General features: G+C 71.2%; 17 protein-coding genes. 10 read left to right on the top strand and 7 right to left on the bottom strand.

The window, feature by feature from the left end; translation table 11 throughout:
- Nucleotides 1–91 precede the first annotated feature (91 nt).
- On the bottom strand, nt 92–967 hold the full coding sequence (locus ACIQZO_RS08665) for a S1 family peptidase (RefSeq protein ID WP_403622082.1): 876 nt from the start codon (nt 965–967) through the stop codon (nt 92–94).
- Nucleotides 968–1,158: 191 nt separating this feature from the next.
- On the opposite strand from ACIQZO_RS08665, the gene ACIQZO_RS08660 reads away from it, so the two are divergent.
- Entirely contained in the window at nt 1,159–1,344 is a 186-nt protein-coding gene (locus ACIQZO_RS08660; protein ID WP_030712263.1) for a hypothetical protein, read from the top strand.
- An 8-nt stretch (nt 1,345–1,352) separates the two neighbouring features.
- On the opposite strand, the gene ACIQZO_RS08655 is transcribed toward ACIQZO_RS08660, so the two are convergent.
- The gene (locus ACIQZO_RS08655) at nt 1,353–2,366 is read right to left on the bottom strand and encodes a LysR substrate-binding domain-containing protein (protein ID WP_403622079.1); all 1,014 of its coding nucleotides are present in this window, start codon (nt 2,364–2,366) and stop codon (nt 1,353–1,355) included.
- Between the two features lie 106 nt (nt 2,367–2,472).
- Here ACIQZO_RS08655 and ACIQZO_RS08650 point away from each other — a divergent pair, with 106 nt between their 5' ends.
- Nucleotides 2,473–2,925, top strand: a complete 453-nt coding sequence (locus ACIQZO_RS08650; protein ID WP_403622076.1) for a nitroreductase/quinone reductase family protein — start codon at nt 2,473–2,475, stop codon at nt 2,923–2,925.
- A 116-nt stretch (nt 2,926–3,041) separates the two neighbouring features.
- On the opposite strand, the gene ACIQZO_RS08645 is transcribed toward ACIQZO_RS08650, so the two are convergent.
- Nucleotides 3,042–3,518 (bottom strand): macro domain-containing protein, encoded by a 477-nt coding sequence (locus ACIQZO_RS08645; RefSeq protein WP_403622073.1) that lies wholly within the window; start codon nt 3,516–3,518, stop codon nt 3,042–3,044.
- A 91-nt stretch (nt 3,519–3,609) separates the two neighbouring features.
- The gene (locus ACIQZO_RS08640; RefSeq protein WP_403622070.1) at nt 3,610–3,843 is read right to left on the bottom strand and encodes a hypothetical protein; all 234 of its coding nucleotides are present in this window, start codon (nt 3,841–3,843) and stop codon (nt 3,610–3,612) included.
- A gap of 477 nt (nt 3,844–4,320) precedes the next feature.
- Here ACIQZO_RS08640 and ACIQZO_RS08635 point away from each other — a divergent pair, with 477 nt between their 5' ends.
- From ACIQZO_RS08635 to ACIQZO_RS08625, 3 genes are all read left to right on the top strand, one after another.
- On the top strand, nt 4,321–5,532 hold the full coding sequence (locus tag ACIQZO_RS08635; protein WP_403622067.1) for a pyridoxal phosphate-dependent aminotransferase: 1,212 nt from the start codon (nt 4,321–4,323) through the stop codon (nt 5,530–5,532).
- 123 nt (nt 5,533–5,655) lie between these two features.
- Nucleotides 5,656–6,048, top strand: coding sequence for a hypothetical protein (locus ACIQZO_RS08630; RefSeq protein ID WP_403622064.1), 393 nt, complete (start codon nt 5,656–5,658; stop codon nt 6,046–6,048).
- Nucleotides 6,049–6,258: 210 nt separating this feature from the next.
- A complete protein-coding gene (locus tag ACIQZO_RS08625) occupies nt 6,259–6,915 on the top strand; it encodes an RDD family protein (protein ID WP_403622061.1) in 657 nt (218 codons plus the stop codon).
- A gap of 42 nt (nt 6,916–6,957) precedes the next feature.
- Here the strand turns inward: ACIQZO_RS08625 and ACIQZO_RS08620 are convergent, their stop codons facing one another.
- Nucleotides 6,958–7,383 (bottom strand): hypothetical protein, encoded by a 426-nt coding sequence (locus ACIQZO_RS08620; protein ID WP_403622059.1) that lies wholly within the window; start codon nt 7,381–7,383, stop codon nt 6,958–6,960.
- 143 nt (nt 7,384–7,526) lie between these two features.
- Here ACIQZO_RS08620 and ACIQZO_RS08615 point away from each other — a divergent pair, with 143 nt between their 5' ends.
- From ACIQZO_RS08615 to ACIQZO_RS08600, 4 genes are read left to right on the top strand one after another with little or no spacing between them, the layout of a single operon-like run.
- Nucleotides 7,527–8,621 carry a hypothetical protein gene (locus ACIQZO_RS08615; RefSeq protein WP_403622056.1) on the top strand — a complete coding sequence of 365 codons (1,095 nt, stop codon included), beginning with the start codon at nt 7,527–7,529 and terminating at the stop codon, nt 8,619–8,621.
- Nucleotides 8,618–9,802 carry a toxic anion resistance protein gene (locus tag ACIQZO_RS08610; protein ID WP_403622053.1) on the top strand — a complete coding sequence of 395 codons (1,185 nt, stop codon included), beginning with the start codon at nt 8,618–8,620 and terminating at the stop codon, nt 9,800–9,802. Before ACIQZO_RS08615 ends, ACIQZO_RS08610 begins: the two co-directional genes overlap by 4 nt.
- 20 nt (nt 9,803–9,822) lie before the next feature.
- A complete protein-coding gene (locus ACIQZO_RS08605; protein WP_403622161.1) occupies nt 9,823–11,448 on the top strand; it encodes a substrate-binding domain-containing protein in 1,626 nt (541 codons plus the stop codon).
- A complete protein-coding gene (locus ACIQZO_RS08600; protein ID WP_403622050.1) occupies nt 11,435–12,046 on the top strand; it encodes a hypothetical protein in 612 nt (203 codons plus the stop codon). Before ACIQZO_RS08605 ends, ACIQZO_RS08600 begins: the two co-directional genes overlap by 14 nt.
- Nucleotides 12,047–12,159: 113 nt before the next feature.
- Here the strand turns inward: ACIQZO_RS08600 and ACIQZO_RS08595 are convergent, their stop codons facing one another.
- A complete protein-coding gene (locus ACIQZO_RS08595; protein ID WP_403622047.1) occupies nt 12,160–14,007 on the bottom strand; it encodes a phosphoenolpyruvate carboxykinase (GTP) in 1,848 nt (615 codons plus the stop codon).
- 220 nt (nt 14,008–14,227) lie between these two features.
- Between ACIQZO_RS08595 and ACIQZO_RS08590 the strand changes: the two genes are divergently transcribed.
- Nucleotides 14,228–14,941, top strand: coding sequence for a hemolysin III family protein (locus ACIQZO_RS08590; RefSeq protein ID WP_403622044.1), 714 nt, complete (start codon nt 14,228–14,230; stop codon nt 14,939–14,941).
- Nucleotides 14,942–14,991: 50 nt separating this feature from the next.
- On the opposite strand, the gene ACIQZO_RS08585 is transcribed toward ACIQZO_RS08590, so the two are convergent.
- On the bottom strand, nt 14,992–17,058 hold the full coding sequence (locus ACIQZO_RS08585; RefSeq protein ID WP_403622041.1) for a thioredoxin domain-containing protein: 2,067 nt from the start codon (nt 17,056–17,058) through the stop codon (nt 14,992–14,994).
- Nucleotides 17,059–17,848: the final 790 nt, after the last annotated feature.

Raw genomic sequence — 17,848 nt, 5'->3', positions numbered from 1 at the left:
TGCTGTCGCGAGGGTGTCCAAGTCGGTCTTCACACACAGACTCTGGACGCCCTCGTCCTATGTCCGCAGGTCATCCCTTGGACTCATTCATCTAGGTGCCGCCCGGCTCGGGGTCGCCGGGGCCGGGGCCGGGGCCCGGGTCGCTGCCGCTGACCTTGAGGGTGAGCCCGTACGCCGACAGGATCGGGTTCAGCGGCTGGAAGAAGGTGGTCCCGCCGCTGGAGCAGTTGCCGGAACCGCCCGAGGTGACGCCCTGCGCCTGGCTCCCGGAGATGTAGGAGCCGCCCGAGTCGCCCGGCTCGGCGCAGACCGTCGTACGGGTCACGCCGGAGATGGTGCCCTCGGGGTAGGTGACGCTGGTGCCGTGCTGCTGGATCGTGCCGCAGTGCCATCCGGTGGTCGATCCGGAACGGCACACCGAGGCCCCGACCGGCTGCAGCACCGAGCCGGTGACCTGCACGTTCACGCCACCGCTGCCCTTGACGTACGGGGTCGCGGTCCACTGGGCGTTGGCGGCCACCCAGGCCATGTCGTTGCCGGGGAAGACCGAGGCCTGGAAGGACCCCTGGGCGACCTGGTTGAAGCCGCTGGTCGTCGTCCCGGCCCGGCCGCAGTGCCCGGCGGTGGCGAAGCCGTTCGTGGAGCCCTTGATGACGGGGAAGCCCACGGAGCAGCGGCCGCTGCCGTTCATGTAGTACGCGTCCCCGCCGAGCCGGTCCCGGAGCCGGGCGGCGGTGGCCCCCGCCTCGGCCTCGTGGGCGAGTCGCGCCTTGGCCTGCGTGGGGGTCAGGCCGAGGTCGCGCTGCATGGCGGCGAGCAGCTCGGGCGGGGCGTCGGCGGTGCGCAGGGCGGCCGCCGCGGAGGGTGCGGCGGGGGCGGAGTCGGCGGTGGCGCCGCCGGTCCCGGCCAGCAGCAGCCCGGCGGCGGCCAGGGCGGTACACGCCGCGCGGGCGTGTCGCTTGAGCATGGGGGATCTCCTCGGTTTCCGGTGGGGGTCTGCGGAAACCGTAGAAATCCGAACCGGCTTACGGGAGCTGCCGGTTGACCCCTCCCCCGGTGTTATGCCCGCGGCGTGCGGGCGGCCGGCCGGCGGCCGAGGTGCGTTCATGGGACGGCGGCCGGAGGATGGGGCCAGGGGAAAACCGTAGGAGGTACGCGATGGTCAGTGAACCCGACGAGCAGCCCACACGGTCGGACCGCCTCTTCACGGGCGGGGAGCGGCCGTACGACCCCGAGGACCTCGTGATGGTGACCGGCCACGACCCGACTCCGGAGCGGATCGAAAAGGCCCGTCAGCTGATGGAGAAGGAGGGCCCGCAGGTCATCGAGCGCTATCTGCCGTAGGTACGGCTTCAGCGCGACACGGACGCTGCCGACAGCTCCGCCCCGGGGTCGCCCCCCGCGGCGGGGTCGTCATCGCTCCGGGGGCCCGGCCGCGGGCCCGGCGGGAGACCGCCGGCCGATCCGGCCAGGGCCCGCGCGTGCGCGGCCCGGGCGTGCTCCAGTACCTCCGCGGCCCGGGACGCCGCGCGCGCCGCGGGATGCCACCCCAGCAGGTGCCGCCACATGAGCGGGGTCCCGGCGAGCGGCCGGGTGACCACGCCCGGGGTCACCGGGAAGGTGGCTCGGCAGAGCCCGACGGCCCGCCCCACCTGCACCAGGTCCACGCAGGAGGCGGTGTCGGTCTCGTAGACGCAGGCGGGCGTGAAACCGGCCCGCACGCAGGCCGCGGCGAAGCAGTCGCCGAAGCAGCCGTCTCCGGGGACGTCCGTCCAGGCCTCGGCGGCCAGCTCGGCGAGTTCGATCTCCGTCCGCGGGGCGAGGGCCGGCGGATGGTCCTCGGCGAGCATCACGTACACGGGATCGCGCGCCACCTCCATCCAGGCGAGGCGCCCCGGCTCGGGCGGCGCGCTCTCCCCGCAGACACCGACCATCGCGAAGTCCAGGCGCCCCTCGGCGACGCTCGCGGCGACGTCCTTCTCGGACCAGGAGGTGTAGGTGGTGACAGGCACCCCTGGTTCCTGGTGGGCGAGCCGGTCCACGAGCCCGCCGAGCAGCGGGCCGTGGGTGCCGCCGAGCCGGTACCCGGTCGGGCCCTGCCGGGCGAAGCGCTGCGCGTCCTCCTGCAGCTCGCACACCGCGGGCAGCAGCACCCTGGCCCGCTCCAGCACCAGCTCCCCGAGCGCGGTGGCCCGTACGCCCTCGCGCCCGCGCACGAACAGGGTCCCGCCGAGCACTCTCTCGATGCACTTGAGCTGCGTGCTGAGCGCGGGCTGCGCGAGGCCGAGCCCGGTGGCGGCCCGGGTCAGGCTCCCGGCGTCGGCGACGGCCCGGACGATCTTGAGGTGCCTCAGCTCCAGATCCATACGACGAGCTTGGTCCAGACCTCAAGCCGTGCGCTACGGGTCGGGCGCATCCAGAATCGTTAATGCTCGTTAGCCGCACGGGGGACACAACCCTAAGGACAGGAAAATGCACGCACTCGATGTCGACTGGGACCACCCCACCGACCCGCGTCCCGGCCCACGGCTCGACCACGTCCGCGCCTACGTGAGCACCGCCGGAGCCGACGGGCACCTCTGGCACGGGGTCCCCACCCTCCTGCTCACCACGCTCGATCGCGCGAGCGGCCGCACCCTGCGCACCCCGCTGATCTACAGCGAGGACGCGGGCCGCCACATCGTGCTGGCCTCCGCGTACGGCGCCCCGGAGCACCCCCGCTGGTACCGGAACCTCACCGCCCACCCGGAGGTCCGCCTCCAGGTCGGCGCCGCCTTCTTCATGGCGCGGGCGCGCACCGCCTCGCCCGGGGAGCGGGAGATGTACTGGGAGATGATGACGGCTCTGTGGCCCCCGTTCGAGGACGACCGCGCCGCGGCCCGGCCCCGCGAGATCCCGCTGGTGATCCTGGAACGCGAGGTCTGAGCGAGCCCGCGCGCCGGCAGGCGGGCGCGGCGACCGCGCTGCAGGTGCGTCCGCCCGCGACGAACTCGCCCAGCGGGACCCTGCCTCGGCAGCGACATGGCTGACCCTCATCGGACTCACCCGCGGTCGTAGACCGTCACTTCCACGTCCCGCGCGCACAACGTCCCGGTGATCAGCGGCTCGACGCGCGTCCAGGTGCCGCCCGCGAGCCCGCACCCGATGCGCGGCATGTGGACGCTCGCCCCGAGCTCGACAGCACGGTCGGCGAGTGCGACGAGGCAGCGCTCCAGGGCGTCGTACCGAATGGGCGGCCCGCCGCTCCCGGTCCGTATGCCGCGCTGACCGACCATGTTGGCCACCCACACATCGGGCTTCACCCGCACCACTTGCACGGCGCCCAGCCCGAAGTCGTTCCCGCTGCGCCCGCGATGCCACGCCCGGTACGCGCCCTCGGGCTCGTCCCACCGCTTCGAAACGGCCAGCACGAACCCCTTCCCCCACCCGCCGAGGTCATTGCAGACATGCGCGACGATCTTGGGCCCCTCGGCCTGGGGGCTCGTCGCATCCCCGCCGATGATCCTGAGCGGCTTCATACCCCGAACGGTAGGCGAACCCACTGACACCGGACCGGACCGGACGTGGAGGAGGAGGCGGAGGCGGGGGTCGGGCCCCACCGCCCGCCCCCTAGAGGTACTCGCGGGCGAACTCCAGCGCCCATTCCACCGCGGCCAGCGGAACGCTGCCCGAGTCGGGTGCCATCGCGAGGCGGGCCGACTCCCAGTCCTGGTCGTGGTCGCGGAAGATCGCGAAATGGCCCTCCTCCACCACCCCTTCCGGCCTCACCAGGAACTCGATCGCCCGGTCGTCGCCCTCCGTGCCGACCGTGGCGATCTCCATGTCACCGACTACGAAAACCACTGTCCCGCGCCCCTCAGTTGCCGCCGTTCAGGACCACCGGCGGGACCGGGCCCGTGAAAGGCCGCCCCCGCCACCGTGAGGGCGCCCGCCGGCCGCCCCTCGCCCTGGTTCGTACGCCCAGCCTCCACCGAGCCGCCGGCGCCCGCATGAGTGCGCGTACTCATCCCGCGTACTCATGCGCCGTACCCACGGGTCGCCCTCGCCTCTCGCACTCACGTCCCGCGATCGGGGGACGAACCCGGGCGGCGTACCCGGCGCCCACGATCTTTTGCAGCACCCGGGGTGACGAGCGCAACACCATGCGCTCGCATGCGTCGCCGCCCCACCCATTCCGCAGGCCGGAACACACGCGCGGCCCCGGATTCCAAGGGGGGATCACTCCCCCACCCACCTATTACCCGAAGTGGGACAAATCGCCCCCGGATCTCTCTTCGAAAACACCCGTCACGCTCGCACCCGGGCCCGTAAGCTCCCGTCATGCAGGTGATCCAGTCAACCAAACTCGCCAATGTCTGTTACGAGATCCGCGGCCCCGTGCTCGATGAGGCGATGCGGCTCGAAGCAGCAGGTCATCGCATCCTCAAGCTCAACACGGGCAACCCCGCGGCCTTCGGCTTCGACTGCCCCCCGGAGATCCTTGAGGACATGCTCCGCAACCTGGGCTCCGCCCACGGTTACGGCGACGCGAAGGGGCTGCTCTCCGCGCGCCGCGCGGTCATGCAGCACTACCAGACCAAGGGCATCGACCTGGACGTCGAGGACATCTACCTCGGCAACGGCGTCTCCGAGCTCATCCAGATGTCGATGCAGGCGCTGCTCGACGACGGCGACGAGGTCCTGGTCCCCGCACCGGACTACCCGCTGTGGACCGCCTCCGTCTCCCTGGCCGGCGGTACGGCCGTGCACTACCGCTGCGACGAGCAGTCCGACTGGATGCCCGACCTCGCCGACATCGAGCGCAAGGTCACCGATCGCACCAAGGCGATCGTCATCATCAACCCGAACAACCCGACCGGCGCCGTCTACGACGAAGAGATGCTGCGCGGGCTGACGGACATCGCACGCCGCCACAACCTGGTCGTCTGCTCGGACGAGATCTACGACCGGATCCTGTACGACGGCGCCGTGCACCACAACACCGCCGCCATCGCCCCCGACCTGCTGACGCTGACCTTCAACGGGCTCTCCAAGAACTACCGCGTCGCCGGCTACCGGGCCGGCTGGATGGCGGTCTGCGGCCCCAAGAAGCACGCCTCCTGCTACATCGAGGGCCTGACGGTCCTGGCGAACATGCGCCTGTGCGCGAACATGCCCTCGCAGTACGCCGTGGCCACCGCGCTCGGCGGCCGACAGTCGATCGAGGACCTGGTGCTGCCCGGCGGGCGGATCCTGGAGCAGCGCAACGTCGCCCACGACCTGCTCACCCGGATCCCGGGCGTCACCTGCGTGAAGCCGAAGGGCGCGCTGTACGCCTTCCCGCGGCTGGACCCGTCCGTCTACAAGATCAAGGACGACCGGCAGATGGTCCTCGACCTGCTGCGGGCCGAGAAGATCATGGTGGTGCACGGTACCGGCTTCAACTGGCCCGAGCCCGACCACTTCCGGATCGTGACGCTGCCGAACGCCAAGGACCTGGCCGACGCGGTGACCCGGATCGGCAACTTCCTCGACGGTTACAGCCAGCTGTAGTCGCGCACGCGCGCTCTCGCCGGTGTCCAGCCGGCGAGACGCACCCCGCAACAACAGGATTCAGCTCAACTTTAGAACCAATCCAATGTAGGATGGTCTCCTGACCACGCAGGAGGCCACCTCATGTACGAGCCGATCCGCACGAAGCCGGTCGTCCACCGCATGGGCGCCGCCCCGGCCGACTACCCGCACAGCAGCCGGGGCGAAGCGCTGGACATCCAGCTCGCCGGCCATCTCGCCGCCCTCCTCGCCGTCACCGACGAGCTCGGACTCGGCGAGGGCGCCGCCGAGATCGCCGCACAGGTCGCACGACTGCGCGGGGCCCAGCCGGCCCGTGCGCCGCGGCACTCCGCCGAGGACGCCGCAGCACTGCACCAGCGCGCCCACGACCTCGCCGCCCGCGCGCTCCTCGTCGCCGCGTCCCGCGCCGACACCACCGTCGCGATCCTCGCCGCCGAGCGTATGGACGCGCACGCCGCCGCCCTGAAGTCCCCGGACCTGGCCGGCGCCCTCTAGACGGCCCCGGTCCGGGGCCGCGGAGGCTCCGGACCGGGTGCCACATCTCTGGTCCACGAGCCCGCGGCAGGGGCGGAAATTGGACAGATCCCGGTGCTCCGAACACGATGAGGGCTGAAAGAGCGCGGCAGCACGGGGGAGGCCGCTCCACATGGTCCATCTCCTCAGCTCCGCTTCGTCCCCGTTCGAGCATTCTGGAGAGATTCGCCCATGAGCTTCGGCGATCCGAACAACCCCTACGGCCAGCAGCCTCCGCAGGGCCAGCCCGGCCACCCGCAGCAGGCCCCGCAGGGCGTCCCCCCGCAGTACGGCTACCCGCAGCAGGCGCCGCAGGACGCCGTTCCGCAGTACGGCTACCCGCAGCAGGCGCCGCCGCCGTACGGGGCGTACCCGCAGCAGGGGATGTACCCGCAGCCGGGCATGCCGGGTTCGGGGATGCCGCCGCTCGCCCACTGGGGTCTGCGCGTCGCCTCGTACCTGCTCGACCTGCTGATCATCGCGGGCCCGATGTACGCGCTGATGGGTCTCGGCGCGGCCGTCGCCACCGACGAGTCGACCGAGGCGATCGCCGGCATCCTGAGCCTGATCGGCATGCTGTACACCCTCGGCATGGCCATCTTCCAGCTGTACAAGGAAGGCACCACCGGCCAGTCGTTCGGCAAGAAGATCGTCGGCATCAGCCTGCACCGTGAGCTCGACGGGTCCACGGTCGGCTTCGGCATGGCGTTCGTCCGCAAGCTGGCGCACTTCCTCGACGGCATCGCCTGCTACATCGGCTACCTGTGGCCGCTGTGGGACGAGAAGAAGCAGACCTTCGCCGACAAGGTGTGCGCCACCGTCGTCATCAAGGTGAACAAGAACGGCTGATCGCAGCACCGTTTGGACCGGTGGCGACTCCCTGCCGAGGGCTCACTGGGCTGCCCGTGCGAACTCCGCGCCGGCGACCCCGCACCAGGGCACCGTCGCCACCGGCCACACCGGACCGACCGCTTCCCCGTACTCGGTCGCGCCCGGGGCCACGCCCGGGATCTTCACCAGCGCCTGAGCGGCCCGCCCGGCCGGGTCCGCCTCGGCGCGGTCGCGGAACTCCACCGTGACGACGTACGCGCCGGGGCCCTCGGCCCGCCCCGTCGCCTCCACCGAGGCCACCACCCGGCGGCTGGCCGGATCGATTCGGCACCCGGTCACCCGTACGTCCTCCACCGCCGCCCGCGGCGGCGCCTGCGGCGGATCGCCGCCGCTCGCCCACACGTACAGAGCCAGCGGGGCGAACACCAGCAGCCCGGCCACCGTCACCAGGCCGACCAGCCAGCCCTGCCACTTCAACGCGCTCACGACCATGCCCCGATCCTCCCGGGCCACCGCCCCGCCCACCAGCACCCACGGGCCCACACAGCATTTCGAAGTGGGACCACCTGGACACCTGACGTTCATTCAACTCAGCGCGGAATGTGGGTTTCCGCGAGCACGCTGCACCCGTGAGACGCATCCTAGGAATCGTCCTGGGCCTCCTCCTGATCGGCGGCGTGCTCTACGTCGTCGCATTCCAGGGGCAGGATCACCCAGAAACCACGGCAACGAAGACCGTGCGTGGCGTCATCGGCTCGGAGAAGTCCGAATTCTTCCGCGACCCCGATGTCGTCAAGGCCCTTGCAACCAAGGGCTACACCGTGAAGACGGAGACCTCCGGATCGTGGGCGATGGACCAACTCGCCCTCAAAGAGTTCGACTTCGCCTTCCCCAGCAGCAGTGAACCCGCCAAGGAGATCGCAGCCGCCGCCGGGCTCAAGGGAGTCCAGGAGACCAAGCCCTTCTTCTCTCCGCTCGTCGTGATCGCCCGCCCGGGCGCCGCCAAGGTGCTGGCCGACAACGGCCTCGCCAGGATGACCGGCAAGAACTCCGGGACCCTGCTCATGGGCCCCTACCTCAAGGCCGCCGGCGAGGACCGCACCTGGCAGCAGCTGCCCGGCTCCGCGGCCCACACCGAGCTGACCGGCACGGTGTTCATCAAGACCACCGACCCGGCGTCCTCCAACTCCGGCGCCCTCTTCCTCGCCGCCACCTCCAACGTCGCGAACGGCAACACGGTGGTCGCCGACGACGGCGGCATCGCCCGCACCGCACCCCTGATGCGCAAGCTCATCTCCGTGCAGGGCGCACTGGAGCCCAGCACCGACGACCCCTTCCGGGCCTTCATCAGCGGCAGCGGCGAACCACTGATCCTGGTGTACGAGTCCCAGGTGGCCTCGCTGCTGCTGCAGAATCAGGATCCGGGCGACATGGTCGTGCTCTACCCGGACACCACCGTCAACTCGGCGCACACCTTCGTGCCGCTGACCGAGCGGGCGAAGGAGCTGGGCACGCTCCTCGCCACCGACCCCAAGCTGCGCGAACTGGCCGTGCTCCGCGGGTTCCGCCCGCAGGAGGGCGTGGCCGAGTTCGCCGCCGCGACGACGCCGCACACCGCCTACCTCAACACGGGGCTGACCGGCATCCGCCAGGTCGGCACACCCACCGTCAAGATCCTGATGGCGCTGGCCCAGAGCGCCAAGGGCCAGGGGAACACGCCATGACACTGACACCGCCCGAGGACACGTCCTTCCGCCTGAGCCCGCCGGAGCCCGTCGCCCCCGTCGCCAAGGAACAGGCCGCCGGGCTGGTCCCGCTCCAGGACGGCGTGCGCGAGGAGATGGCCCGCCGGGCCGGGGAGTACGTCGGCTCGCTCGCCGGGATCGACGCCCGCTCCCCCGAGTTCGCCCGGCGCGTCGGCGAGATAGCCGGACTCGGCTCGGCCGACATCCGCACCGCCGCCCAGCAGTCCAACCGGATGCTGGACCGGGCCGTACGCTCGCTGGGCTCCGACGGCGGCGGCGACGCCCAGGCCCGCGTCGCCGGTTCCCTGGTCGAGCTGCGGCGCACCGTCGAGGACCTCGACCCGCGGGACACGCCGGGCAAGGGCATCAAGGGGATCCTCGCGAAGCTCGGCGGCAACAGGTTCCGTGACCACGTGGCCAAGTACGCCTCCTCGCAGACCACCCTCAACAAGATCGTGGGCTCGCTGCGCGGCGGCCAGGACGAACTGCGCCGCGACAACGCGGCCCTGCACACCGAGCGCTCCCGCCTGTGGGAGACCATGGGCAAGCTCCAGGAGTACGCGGTCCTCACCGAGGCCCTGGACGGCGCCGTCGAGCAGCGGATCGCCGAGGCGGAGCACACCGATCCGGGGGCGGCCGACGCGATGCGCGCGGACGTGCTCTTCCCGGTCCGGCAGAAGCACCAGGACCTGCTGACGCAGTTGGCCGTCTGCGCGCAGGGCTACCTGGCGATGGACGTGGTCCGGCGCAACAACGACGAGCTGATCAAGGGCGTCGACCGGGCCGCCACCACCACCGTGTCCGCGCTGCGGATCGCCGTGATGCTGGCCTCCGCCCTCGACAACCAGCGCAAGGTGATCGAGCAGGTGGACGCCCTGAAGGGGACCACCGAGCAGCTGATCCGGGGCAACGCGAAGATGCTGTCCACGCAGAGCGGCGAGATCCAGCGGATCGCGGCCGACCCGGCGGTGGGCGTGGAGACCCTGCGGACGGCGTTCGCGCAGATCTACCGGACGCTGGACGCGATCGACGCGTTCAAGGTGCAGGCGACGCAGAACATGGCCGCGACGGTGGAGTCCCTGGCCGGGGAACTGCAGAGCGCCTCGGCCCATCTCGCGCGGACCCGCGGCGCCGCGGCCCTCGAAGGCGGTGCGCTGTGAGCGCCGCGCGCGAGCGGGCCATGCGGCGGCGGGGCTGGATCGGCGTCGCTCTCGCAGGGCTGATGGCCGTGACGGGCTGCACCGCCGACGGGCCGGCCGGGCCCGAGAAGTCGATGTACAAGGAGGGCCGCCTCCGGGTGCTGGCCTCCAGCGAGCTCGGTGACATGGAGCCCGTGCTGAAGGCCGCCGAGGCGGCCACCGGTGTCAGCGTCGAGCTGACCTGGTCCGGGACACTGGACGCCGTCGAGCAGGTCGCCTCGGGGGCCACGGACGGCAAGTACGACGCGATCTGGCTCTCCTCCAACGACTACCTGCGGCTGCGGCCGGAGGCCGCCGGGAAGCTCTCCAGCGAAACCCCGGTGATGTCCTCGCCGGTCGCGATCGGGGTGAAGCCGCAGGCACTGGCCCGACTCGGCTGGAAGCCCGCGGAGGTGACCTGGCCGGCGGTGCACGAAGCCGTCGCCGCCGGGAAGCTGACGTACGGGATGACGGATCCGGTGCGCTCCAACTCCGGCTTCTCGGCACTGGTGTCGGTGGCCTCGGGGCTGTCGGGCGCGCAGGCCGCGCTGAGCGACTCGGACGTCAGGACGGCCACGCCGCGGCTGAAGGAGTTCTTCGCCGGGCAGAAGCTGACCTCGGGCTCCTCGGGCTGGCTCGTCACCGCCTATGCCAAGCGCGGGGACGTGGACGCGCTGGTGAACTACGAGTCGGTGCTGCTGTCCATGAACCGGGACGCGAAGGACGCCGGGGCCCCGCTGACGGTGATCCGGCCGCGCGACGGCGTGGTCACCGCCCACTATCCGCTGACGCTGCTGACCTCGGCCCCGGCCGGGGCCCGCGATTCGGGCCGGGCGCTCACGGAGTACCTGCGCGGCCCCCAGGCGCAGAAGGCGATCACCGAGCAGACCTTCCGCCGCCCGGTGGCGGCCGGGGTGGCGCCGGCCGCGGGGCTGGACGCCGAGAAGCGGCGCGAGCTGCCCTTCCCGGGATCGCGTTCGGTGGCCGACGGGCTGGTGGCCTCCTACGAGAACGAACTGCGCCGGCCCTCGCGGACCGTGTACGTACTGGACACCTCGGGCTCGATGAGCGAGGAGGATCGCATCGGGCGGCTGAAGTCGGCGCTCACCGATCTGACGGGCTCGGGGAGTTCGGGCACCGGGCAGCGGTTCCGGGACCGCGAGGAGGTGACGCTGCTGCCCTTCGGGTCCAAGGTGAAGAAGGTGCTCACGCACGTCGTCGAACCCGGCAATCCGGGGCCGGCCCTGGACGCGATCCGGGGTGACGTGAAGTCGCTGGAGCCGGAGGGGGGTACGGCGGTGTACAGCAGTCTGGAGGCGGCGTACCAGCACCTCGGCAAGGGCGGCGCGGACGCCTTCACCTCGATCGTGCTGATGACGGACGGCGAGAACACGGAGGGCGTCGGGGCGGGGCACTTCGACTCCTTCTACGCGTCCCTGCCGCAGGCGCAGAAGCAGACGCCCGTCTTCGCGGTGCTGTTCGGCGACTCGGACCGCAAGCAGCTCACCCGCATCACCGAACTGACCGGCGGCCGGCTCTTCGACGCCACCGGCACGGGGGTCCCCCCAGCGGTAGCTGGGGGCGGTTCGCTGGCCGGAGCCTTCGAGGAGATCCGTGGCTACCAGTAGGACGCGCCGGATGCTCGGCCACCTGGAGTCGAAGAAGAACCTGGCGGGCTCCGCCTGCGGCGTGGTCGGGCTGGGCCTGACCCTCGCCGGGGCGGCCGGCCCGTACTGGCCGGTGGTGGTCGCCGGACTGTACGGGGCGGGTGCGCTGATCGCCCCGCCGGAGCGGGTGGCGCCGCCGCCCTTCGACCCGAGCGAGGAGGTCGGCGCGCTGCGCGCGGACTTCACGCGGCTGCGCGAGTACCTGGGCGAGGTGGAGCTGCCGGCCGCGGCGGAAAGCCGGTGGTCCGGGCTGCTGGAGCTGTACGGGGCGCTGCTGGAGCCGGGGTGGGTGGCGGAGGTCCTGGCCACCGAGCCGGAGGCGCTGCACGCGCTGTCCCGGGGGATCCGGCGGGACGTGCCGGAGTGCGTGGACACCTACAACCGGACCCGCTGGTGGAACCGGCTCACTCCGGGCGGGGAATCGCCGGAGCGCCACCTGGAGCGCCAGCTGGACCTGCTGTTCGAGGAGGCGGAAAGCGTGACGGCGGACCTCCGCGAAGCAGAGGCCCGCCGTCAGCAGACGCACACGGCCTACCTCGAGGAACGCGGACGCTCCTGAGGTCCGCCGTGTGCTGCGGTGGGAACCGCTTGGTCGGGGGCTCCCACAGCGGTGGGCGCCGCTTGGTCGGGGGCTCCCACGTTCGATGGCCCTTCTTCAGGGCGTGTCCTGGCTCAGCCCAGGCGCTCCACGAGTGCGTGGTACTGGTCCCACAGCTCCTTGGGAGTGTGGTCGCCGTAGGTGTTCAGGTGCTCGGGGACCAGGGCGGCCTCCTCGCGCCAGACCTCCTTGTCGACGGTGAGGAGGAAGTCGAGGTCCTCGGCGGGGAGGTCCAGGCCGTCGAGGTCGAGGGAGTCCTTGGTCGGCAGGACGCCGATGGGGCTCTCGACACCCGCGGCGGTGCCGTCGAGGCGGCCGACGATCCACTTCAGGACGCGGCTGTTCTCGCCGAAGCCGGGCCACACGAACTTGCCCGCGTCGTTCTTGCGGAACCAGTTCACGTAGTAGATCTTCGGGAGCTTCGACTGGTCCTTGCCCTTGGCGACGTCGACCCAGTGGCCCATGTAGTCGCCCATGTTGTAGCCGCAGAACGGCAGCATGGCGAAGGGGTCGCGGCGCAGTTCGCCGACCTTGCCCTCGGCGGCGGCGGTCTTCTCGGAGGCGATGTTCGAGCCGATGAAGACGCCGTGGTTCCAGTCGAAGGACTCGGTGACCAGCGGGACGGCGGAGGCGCGGCGGCCGCCGAAAAGGATCGCGGAGATCGGGACGCCCTTGGGGTCCTCCCACTCGGGGGCGATCGTCGGGCACTGGGCGGCCGGGACGGCGAAGCGGGCGTTGGGGTGGGCGGCCGGGGCCTCGGACTCCGGGGTCCAGGCGTTGCCCTTCCAGTCGATGAGGTGCGCGGGCGCCTCTTCGGTCATGCCCTCCCACCACACGTCGGAGCCGTCCGGGGTGAGCGCGACGTTGGTGAAGACGGTGTTGGCGTACATGGTCTTCATGGCGTTGGCGTTGGTGTGCTCACCGGTGCCGGGCGCGACGCCGAAGAAGCCGGCCTCGGGGTTGATCGCGTAGAGGTGGCCGTCCTCGCCGAAGCGCATCCAGGCGATGTCGTCACCGACGGTCTCGACGGTCCAGCCGGGGATCGTGGGCTCCAGCATGGCGAGGTTCGTCTTGCCGCAGGCGGAGGGGAAGGCGGCGGCGATGTACTTCGCCTCGCCCTCGCCGGCCGGCGGGGTGAGCTTGAGGATCAGCATGTGCTCGGCGAGCCAGCCCTCGTCGCGGGCCATGACGGACGCGATGCGCAGGGCGTAGCACTTCTTGCCGAGGAGGGCGTTGCCGCCGTAGCCGGATCCGTAGGACCAGATCTCGCGGGTCTCGGGGAAGTGCGAGATGTACTTGGTGGTGTTGCAGGGCCACGGCACGTCGGCCTCGCCCTCGGCGAGCGGAGCGCCGAGGGTGTGGACGGCCTTGACGAAGAACCCGTCGGTGCCGAGCTCGTCGAGGACGGCCTTGCCCATGCGGGTCATGGTGCGCATGGCGACCGCGACGTAGGCGGAGTCGGTGATCTCGACGCCGATCGCGGAGAGCTCGGAGCCGAGGGGGCCCATGCAGAACGGGACGACGTACATCGTCCGGCCCTTCATGGAGCCGCGGAAGATCCCCTTCTCGCCGTCCGTGCCGGTGAAGAGCTCCTTCATCTCGGCCGGGGCCTTCCAGTGGTTGGTCGGGCCCGCGTCCTCCTCCTTCTCGGAGCAGATGAAGGTACGGTCCTCGACGCGCGCGACGTCGGAGGGGTCGGAGGCGGCGTAGTAGGAGTTCGGGCGCTTCGTCTCGTCGAGCTTCTTGAACGTTCCCTTGGCCACGAGCTCCTCGCACAGGCGCTCGTACTCGCCCTCGGAGCCGTCGCACCAGACGACGCGGTCAGGCTGGGTGAGGGCTGCGATCTCGTCCACCCAGGAGATGAGCTCTGCGTGCCCGGTGGGAGGGGTCGAACTGGTGGGAGCCGCGTTGTCGCGCGCCACGATTGCTCCTTGTTGAGGGGTTTGTTTGGTGTAGGCCCCGTGGGGGCTGCGACCCGGACGCTTCGCGCTCCGCTCATCCGGTGTCGACCGCACTCATCTGATCATCCGGTGCATGTGCGCATATGTCCAGAGGGCCTCTCACGTGAGCATTGCCACGTCCGTCAATCTTCCGTAAAGAGCACTAACGGAAACCTACGGTCCCGTAGGTAGCATGGCGCGCATGACTTCTGATGCCGCCGCCGTCCCGGCCGCCGAGTCCTCACCGGTCGTCGAGGCCCTGGAGGCGGTCGAGACCGCCCTGGAGGAGAAGCCGCTCATGCGCGGCTGGCTGCACCTCGGGATGTTCCCCGCCGTGGTCATCGCCGGCCTGGTGCTCATGGCCTTCACCGACTCCACCCGGGCCCGGGTCGCCTGCGGGGTGTACATCCTGACGGCCTGCCTCCTCTTCGGCGTGAGCGCGGTCTACCACCGCGGCACCTGGGGACCACGCGGCGAGGCCATCCTTCGGCGGCTCGACCACGCCAACATCTTCCTGATCATCGCGGGCACCTACACACCGCTGACCGTCCTGCTGCTGCCGCCCTCCACCGGGCGGACCCTGCTGTGGGCGGTGTGGATCGCGGCCACCGCCGGCATCGCCTTCCGCGTCTTCTGGGTCGGCGCACCGCGCTGGCTCTACACGCCCTGCTACATCGCCATGGGCTGGGCGGCGGTCTTCTTCCTGCCCGACTTCATGCGCACCGGCGGGATCGCCGTCCTGGTCCTGGTGATCGTCGGCGGCCTCCTCTACAGCGTGGGCGGGGTCATCTACGGCATGAAGCGCCCGAACCCCTCCCCCCGCTTCTTCGGGTTCCACGAGGTCTTCCACTCCCTGACCCTCGCGGCCTTCGTCGCGCACTACGTCGGCATCTCGCTGGCCGCGTACCAGCACTGACGCGCCGGACACGACGACGAGGGGCCCGGCGGGCCCTTGCGTCAGGCCCTTCAGGAGCGAACGGCGCCCAACTGCTCGGCCAGCTCGACCGGCTCCGTCGTCGGCCGCGCACAGACGAAATGCCGGCACACGTACGCCGTCGGAAGATCCTGCACGAGCGTGCGCTCGGCAAGCAGCGGGAACTCACCGCCGGCGCCGTCCGCCGCACGCGGCAGACCGGCCGCCACCACCGCCCCGGGCGCCGTCCCGAGCAACGCGGTCCGGTGCAGCAGCGCCAGCGCCGGATCCTCCGGGTGCCCGACGACCGCCACCTCCCGGGGCCCGTCCAGCAACGCCTCGGCCACCGACAGCCCGTGCCCGATGAAGCGCGGCACGCGCGGCCCGAGCGCATGCACGACTCCGAGCGCCCGCTCCGCCGCCGTACGGTGCGCCTGCGACCCGGTGTGCGCCGCGTACGAGAGCAGCGCGCCCGCGGCCGCCGTCCACCCCGACGGGGCCGCCGTGTCCGTCGGGTCCTGCGGCCGGCGGATGAGCTTCTCGGCGTCGTGCGCGGTGTCGTACAGCGAGCCGTCCTCGGCGGTGAACCGGTCCAGGACCAGGTCCACGAGGAACCCGGCGAACTCCAGCCAGACACCCTCGCCCGTCACCGACGCCAGCGCGAGGAAGCCCTCCGCCACGTCGCCGTAGTCCTCCAGCACCCCGTCGTTGGCGCCGACCCGGCCGTCCTTGCTGGTCCGCGACAGCCGCGCGCGGCCGTCCATGTGCACCCGCACCAGCAGATCGGCCGCCTCGGTCGCCCGCTCGACCAGGTCGGGACGGTCGAAGTACGCCCCGCACTCGGCGAGCGCGGCGATCGCCAGCCCGTTCCACGCGGCGACGACCTTGTCGTCCCGCCCGGGCGCGGGCCGCAGCCCCCGCTCGGCCAGCAGCCGCTCCTTGATACCGGCGAGCCGGCCGGCCTCCACCACGGGCCCGTCCTGGGGCAGCTGCAGCACGGACTTCCCGTGCTCGAAGGTCCCCTCCTCGGTCACCCCGAAGCACCCGGCGGCCACCTCCGCGTCGGCCTCCCCCAGCACCTCGCGCAACTGGGCGGGCGTCCAGGCGTAGTAGGCCCCCTCGACATGCTCGCCGGTCACCGGATCGGCGCTGTCGGCGTCGAGCGCGGACGCGAAGCCGCCCTGGTCGGTACGCAGCTCCCGGACCATGAAGTCGGCGCTCTCCAGCGCGACCCGCCGCGCGAGATCGGAGCCGGTGGCCCGCCACAGGTGCGCGTACACCCGGCACAGCAGCGCATTGTCGTAGAGCATCTTCTCGAAGTGCGGTAGCAAAGGACCACCAGGCTTCGCGCGCAGCACGTAGCGATGGAACCCGCCTCCCACCTGGTCGAACAGGCTGGACCGCACCATGGCCTCGCAGGCGCCTTCCGCCATTTCCCTGGCGCCTTCGGAGCCGGTCCGGGCGTGGTGGCGGAGGAGGAACTCGACGACCATGCTCGGCGGAAACTTCGTGTCGCCGCCCCCGAACCAGCCGCTCACCGGGTCGTAGTCCCTGGACAACTGGAGGAGAGCATTGCCCTGGGACTCGGCGGTCGGCACACCGTCACCCACTGCACCGAGTGCGCGGCCGGCGAGGTCCCGGGTGATCTTCTGCGCGACCTCGGCAACCTCATCACGCCGGCCGACCCACGCGGTCCGTACACCCTCGAGCACCTCCATGAAGGAAGCCATCCCGTGCCGGGGCTCGGGCGGGAAGTAGGTGCCGAAGTAGAAGGGCTCCCCCTCGGCCGTCATGAAGACGGACATCGGCCAGCCACCTTGCCCGGTCGCCGCCTGGACCGCCTCCATGTAGACGGCGTCGACGTCCGGCCGCTCCTCACGGTCCACCTTGATGTTCACGAAGTGCTCGTTCATGTAGGCGGCCGTCAGCTCGTCCTCGAAGGACTCATGGGCCATGACGTGGCACCAGTGGCAAGAGCTGTAGCCGACGCTCAGGAACACGGGCACACCGCGCCGGCGGGCTTCTTCGAACGCCTCGGGCTCCCAGGGCCGCCAGTCGACGGGGTTGTCCGCGTGCTGGAGGAGGTACGGGGACGTGGCCTGCGCAAGTCGGTTGGACATCCCCCCATCCTTGCGCACCCGCGTCCGCCCCGCTCAGATGCCACGGGCAGCGCGCGGGCGGGGCTCCGGGGCAGCGCCCACAAATGGCCACTGGGCTCGGTCTGTCAGACCCGACCGACCGAGAGAGGCCCCAACAGGACCACCTGGACGCCGCCCCGGGCCAAGGCGTCGGTTGCTCGCCTCCAGCGGACACCAACGTCTCCGCCCCCATGGAGGTCGCCGACGGGTCGCACCACCGCTTCGTGCCATCCGTCATGTCCGGGTTCCCGCAGGCACTCGACAGAGTTTGCGATGGGGCCCGTGTACCTCGGCTCACCCCAGATGCCGCGCCTTATCGCCCCGATGTGACCGATGCCGAGGAGCGCCCAGGCTCCGCAGTGGGTTCGTTCTGTCCGGTGGGCGACAAGGGGCACTGGCACTTCGGGACTCCTGTTCCTGGTAGCACCACGTCGAGCATGTGCCGGAGCGTCCGTACGCTGACGCCTGCCTGTACGGCGATCTCCTCGTGCGTCTCGCCGTCCGCCAAGCGCTTCCGGAGCTTGGCTTCATGACTCCCGATGTACTGCCGGACTTCCCGCGCCTCCCGCGCGCTGAGCCGTGCCATCCGTCACCGCCTCCGCTGAGTGGTCAAGACCGGCCGCCACAGCGAGCAACAGATCCGGAAGCGCCCGGATGATGGCGGCGGTCATTTCGTCGTCCGCTCGTTCGCCAACCGTCTTGCCGAGATTCGGAGTAGGGCCGAATCGGCGGGCCAGGATGCGCGTGAGGCCCTCATCCAGGAACGCTCGTT

The organism is Streptomyces sp. NPDC097617, assembly GCF_044761485.1.
In the GTDB taxonomy this organism is placed as follows: domain Bacteria; phylum Actinomycetota; class Actinomycetes; order Streptomycetales; family Streptomycetaceae; genus Streptomyces.
This window is presented reverse-complemented; position numbering and strand designations above follow the sequence as displayed.

Excerpts from the sequence above, each read along its gene's own strand:
- ACIQZO_RS08665 (WP_403622082.1), bottom strand. The coding sequence starts at position 967 with ATGCTCAAGCGACACGCCCGCGCGGCGTGTACCGCCCTGGCCGCCGCC.
- ACIQZO_RS08660 (WP_030712263.1), top strand. The coding sequence starts at position 1,159 with ATGGTCAGTGAACCCGACGAGCAGCCCACACGGTCGGACCGCCTCTTC.
- ACIQZO_RS08655 (WP_403622079.1), bottom strand. The coding sequence starts at position 2,366 with ATGGATCTGGAGCTGAGGCACCTCAAGATCGTCCGGGCCGTCGCCGAC.
- ACIQZO_RS08650 (WP_403622076.1), top strand. The coding sequence starts at position 2,473 with ATGCACGCACTCGATGTCGACTGGGACCACCCCACCGACCCGCGTCCC.
- ACIQZO_RS08645 (WP_403622073.1), bottom strand. The coding sequence starts at position 3,518 with ATGAAGCCGCTCAGGATCATCGGCGGGGATGCGACGAGCCCCCAGGCC.
- ACIQZO_RS08635 (WP_403622067.1), top strand. The coding sequence starts at position 4,321 with ATGCAGGTGATCCAGTCAACCAAACTCGCCAATGTCTGTTACGAGATC.
- ACIQZO_RS08630 (WP_403622064.1), top strand. The coding sequence starts at position 5,656 with ATGTACGAGCCGATCCGCACGAAGCCGGTCGTCCACCGCATGGGCGCC.
- ACIQZO_RS08625 (WP_403622061.1), top strand. The coding sequence starts at position 6,259 with ATGAGCTTCGGCGATCCGAACAACCCCTACGGCCAGCAGCCTCCGCAG.
- ACIQZO_RS08610 (WP_403622053.1), top strand. The coding sequence starts at position 8,618 with ATGACACTGACACCGCCCGAGGACACGTCCTTCCGCCTGAGCCCGCCG.
- ACIQZO_RS08605 (WP_403622161.1), top strand. The coding sequence starts at position 9,823 with ATGCGGCGGCGGGGCTGGATCGGCGTCGCTCTCGCAGGGCTGATGGCC.
- ACIQZO_RS08590 (WP_403622044.1), top strand. The coding sequence starts at position 14,228 with ATGACTTCTGATGCCGCCGCCGTCCCGGCCGCCGAGTCCTCACCGGTC.
- ACIQZO_RS08585 (WP_403622041.1), bottom strand. The coding sequence starts at position 17,058 with ATGTCCAACCGACTTGCGCAGGCCACGTCCCCGTACCTCCTCCAGCAC.